Genomic DNA, 4027 nt, shown 5'->3' with positions numbered 1-4027 from the left:
CACGGGAGGGCCGGGGCGTATCCACCCGACGTGGGCCGGAGCACGCGCCCGGCGACGGTCGGGTACGCCACCCCCTTGGCCACCCGGCCTGAGTACGTGCACCCCGGCCGCTCACCCGGACCGCGCGCCCCAGGCCGCCGCCCGGAGTACGCACCCCCTGGCCGCCCACCTGGGCCACCCCGCCCGCGCCCTCGGCGCGACGAAAGCCGGGGCCCGTCCCGGAGGACAGGCCCCGGCCGAGGGCGTCAGCCGCGTGCGCCCAGCAGGTGGTCCATCGCCAGCTGGTCGAGCCGCTCGAAGGCCATGCCCCGTGCAGCGGCCGCGTCCGGGTCGAAGTCCTCGAACGCGGAGCGGTCGCCGAGCAGGGCCTGGAGGCCGTCGGCCGCCGTCGGCTGGGCGAGCTCGTCCAGACGCGCCGCGCGCAGCGCCTCCTGCACCTCCGGGTCCGCGCGGAAGGCGGCCGCGCGCTCCTTGAGGATCAGGTAGTTGCGCATGCAGCCGGCCGCCGACGCCCACACGCCGTCGAAGTCCTCGGTCCGCGGCGGCTTGAAGTCGAAGTGGCGCGGGCCCTCGTAGCCGGCCGACTCCAGCAGGTCCACCAGCCAGAACGCGGCACGCAGGTCGCCGGCGCCGAAGCGCAGGTCCTGGTCGTACTTGATGCCGGACTGACCGTTGAGGTCGATGTGGAACAGCTTGCCCGCCCACAGCGCCTGGGCGATGCCGTGCGGGAAGTTGAGCCCGGCCATCTGCTCGTGGCCGACCTCCGGGTTGACGCCGTACAGCTCCGGGCGCTCGAGGCGCTCGATGAAGGCGAGGGCGTGGCCGATGGTCGGCAGGAGGATGTCGCCGCGGGGCTCGTTCGGCTTGGGCTCGATGGCGAAGCGGATGTCGTAGCCCTGCGAGGTGACGTACTCGCCGAGCAGGTCGAAGGCCTCCTTCATCCGGTCCAGCGCGACCCGGACGTCCTTGGCGGCGCCGGACTCGGCGCCCTCGCGGCCGCCCCAGGCGACGTAGGTCTGCGCGCCGAGCTCGACCGCGAGGTCGATGTTGCGGATGGTCTTGCGCAGCGCGTACCGGCGCACGTCACGGTCGTTCGCGGTGAAGCCGCCGTCCTTGAACACCGGGTGGGTGAACAGGTTGGTGGTCGCCATGGGGACCTTCATGCCGGTCTCGTCCAGCGCCTGGCGGAACCGCTTGATGTGCTCGGCGCGCTCGCTGTCGCTCGAGCCGAAGGGGATCAGGTCGTCGTCGTGGAAGGTCACGCCGTGCGCGCCGAGCTCGGCGAGGCGGCGGACGGACTCGGCCGGGTCGAGGGCGCCGCGCGTGGCGTCGCCGAAGGGGTCCCGTCCCTGCCAGCCGACGGTCCACAGGCCGAACGTGAACTTGTCCTCGGGGGTGGGCTGGTAGCTCATGCCGCGGCTCCTTGCTCGCTGAGACTATTTCGTCATGGCGGTTTACAAATTAGTATGCAGGAACATTTCTGGGAAGAGACACACCCCGCCGGGTGCGGAAGTGGGTCGCGGGAGAGGGAGAGACCGATGTCAGCAGCCGAGGGTCCGCTCGTCGTCGGCGTGGACACATCCACCCAGTCCACCAAGGCCCTGGTGGTCGACGTGGCGACCGGCAGGGTCGTCGCGAGCGGCCAGGCGCCGCACACGGTGACCTCCGGCGCGGGCCGGGAGAGCGATCCGCGTCAGTGGTGGGACGCCCTCACCGAGGCGCTGCGGCAGTGCGGCGAGGCGGCGCACGAGGCCGCGGCGGTGTCGATCGGCGGGCAGCAGCACGGTCTGGTCACGCTGGACGAGCACGGGGAGCCGGTCCGCCCGGCGCTGCTGTGGAACGACGTGCGGTCCGCCCCGCAGGCGAGCCGGCTGGTCGAGGAGCTGGGCGGCGCGAAGTTCTGGGCGCAGCGCACCGGCAGCGTGCCCGCCGCGTCCTTCACGGTCACCAAGTGGGCCTGGCTGGCGGAGCACGAACCGGACGCGGTGCGCGCCACGAAGGCGGTCCGCCTCCCCCACGACTACCTCACCGAGCGGCTCACCGGCCAGGGCACGACCGACCGCGGCGACGCCTCCGGCACCGGCTGGTGGGCCTCGGGCACGGAGGCGTACGACGAGGAGATCCTCGCGCACGTGGGGCTCGACCCGGCGCTGCTGCCGCGCGTGGTGCGTCCCGGAGAGGTCGCAGGGACCGTGCGCGACGGCCACGACCTGCCGTTCTCCAAGGGCACGCTGGTGGCGTGCGGCACGGGTGACAACGCCGCCGCCGCGCTGGGCCTCGGGGTGCGTCCCGGCACGCCGGTGATGAGCCTCGGCACCTCGGGCACCGTGTACGCGGTGTCGGAGCACCGGCCTGCCGACCCGACCGGCACGGTGGCCGGCTTCGCCGACGCGCGCGGCGACTGGCTGCCGCTGGCCTGCACGCTGAACTGCACGCTCGCCGTGGACCGGGTCGCCGCCCTGCTCGGCCTCGACCGCGAGGCCGTCGAGCCGGGCCGCGGTGTCACGCTGCTGCCCTTCCTGGACGGCGAGCGCACCCCCAACCTCCCGCACTCCTCGGGGCTGTTGCACGGCCTGCGCCACGACACCACCGGCGGCCAGCTGCTCCAGGCCGCCTACGACGGCGCCGTGTACTCCCTGCTGGCCGCGCTGGACCTGGTCCTCGACCAGGATGCCGACCCGTCGGCGCCCCTGCTGCTGATCGGCGGCGGCGCCCGCGGCACCGCCTGGCAGCAGACCGTACGGCGGCTGTCCGGGCGGCCCGTGCAGGTGCCCGAGGCGAAGGAGCTGGTCGCGCTCGGCGCGGCGGCCCAGGCGGCCGGGCTGCTCACCGGGGAGGACCCGGCCGCGGTGGCCCGCCGCTGGGGGACGGCGCAGGGGCCGGTGCTGGACGCGGTGGAGCGGGACGAGGAGACCCTGTCCCGGCTGGCCGGGGTACTCTCCGACGCGGCCCCGCTGCTGGAGCGCGCCCCGGGCGACAGCTGACGCCCCGGCAGGCGCCGCCCCACGGCGGCCGCCTGCCGGCCGCCGTGGCCGTCCGCCGCATGCGGATCACGGCACCGAACCGAGGATTGACGGAGGAATGAGCGCACCGCTGCACAAGGCCCGCCCCGCAGGTCAGGGGCGCGCCCTGCCCGACACCCAGCAGGGCATGCGCCGCCGCAACCTGTCGCGGGTGCTGCACACCGTCCGGGACGACGGGCCGCTGTCCCGGGCCGCCGTCGCCTCCCGCATCGGGCTGACCCGTGCGGCGGTGTCCACGCTGGTCGACGAACTCATCCGCACCGGGCTGCTGGAGGAACTGGGCCCGGAGCGGCCCGGGCGGGTCGGCCGCCCCGGTTCCGCCCTCGCGGTCAGCGGGCGGGGGCCGGCCGGCATCGGCGCGGAGGTCGGCGTCGACCACCTGGCGGTGTGCGCGGTCGATCTGCGCGGGGAGGTCCGGGCGCGGGCCGTTCGGCACGTGCCGAACCGGGACCGGTCCGCCGAGCCCGTGCTCGGTGAACTCACCGAGCTGATCCACCGGGTGACGGCCGAGGCGGAGGGCGAGGGGCTGTGGCCGGCCGGGCTCGCGGTCGCCGTCCCCGGTCTGGTGGCCCGCGACGCCCGCACCGTCGTCCGCGCGCCGAACCTCGGCTGGCTCGACACGGACCTCGGCGCGCTGCTCCCCGAGAAGCTGCCGCTGACGGTGGCCAACGAGGCCAACTTCGGCGCCCTCGCCGAACTGTGGCTCGGCGAGGACACCCCGCGCGACTTCCTGCACGTCTCGGCCGAGATCGGCATCGGCGCGGCGGTCGTCGTGGACGGGCGGGTGCTGCACGGCAACCGGGGGTTCGCGGGGGAACTGGGCCATGTGCCGGTGTGGCCCGACGGCCCCTCGTGCGCCTGCGGCGGCCGGGGCTGCCTGGAGCAGTACGCGGGCGAGGAGGCGGTGCTGCGCGCGGCCGGCCTCGAACCGGGCGAGGACCGGGTCGGCCTGCTCGCGGGCCGCGCCGAACAGGGCGACGCCGCCGTACGACGCGCCCTGCGCG

2 protein-coding genes and 1 pseudogene are annotated in these 4027 nt (G+C 75.2%); 2 read left to right on the top strand and 1 reads right to left on the bottom strand.

What is annotated here, in order from left to right:
• Nucleotides 1-245: 245 nt before the first annotated feature.
• Nucleotides 246-1412, bottom strand: a complete 1167-nt coding sequence (gene xylA, locus CCN29_RS33955; RefSeq protein WP_006135177.1) for a xylose isomerase — start codon at nt 1410-1412, stop codon at nt 246-248.
• A 126-nt stretch (nt 1413-1538) separates the two neighbouring features.
• Between xylA and xylB the strand changes: the two genes are divergently transcribed.
• Nucleotides 1539-2984 carry a xylulokinase gene (gene xylB / locus CCN29_RS33950; RefSeq protein ID WP_086686305.1) on the top strand — a complete coding sequence of 482 codons (1446 nt, stop codon included), beginning with the start codon at nt 1539-1541 and terminating at the stop codon, nt 2982-2984.
• 97 nt (nt 2985-3081) lie between these two features.
• Nucleotides 3082-4027, top strand: a pseudogene (locus CCN29_RS33945) (ROK family transcriptional regulator); the annotation flags it as partial.

It is taken from the genome of Streptomyces pseudogriseolus (assembly GCA_002154585.1).
Lineage (GTDB): Bacteria > Actinomycetota > Actinomycetes > Streptomycetales > Streptomycetaceae > Streptomyces > Streptomyces pseudogriseolus.
The sequence above is the reverse complement of the archived record's forward strand: the minus strand, read 5'-3'. Positions and strand labels throughout refer to the sequence as shown.

Excerpts from the sequence above, each read along its gene's own strand:
- xylA (WP_006135177.1), bottom strand. The coding sequence starts at position 1,412 with ATGAGCTACCAGCCCACCCCCGAGGACAAGTTCACGTTCGGCCTGTGG.
- xylB (WP_086686305.1), top strand. The coding sequence starts at position 1,539 with ATGTCAGCAGCCGAGGGTCCGCTCGTCGTCGGCGTGGACACATCCACC.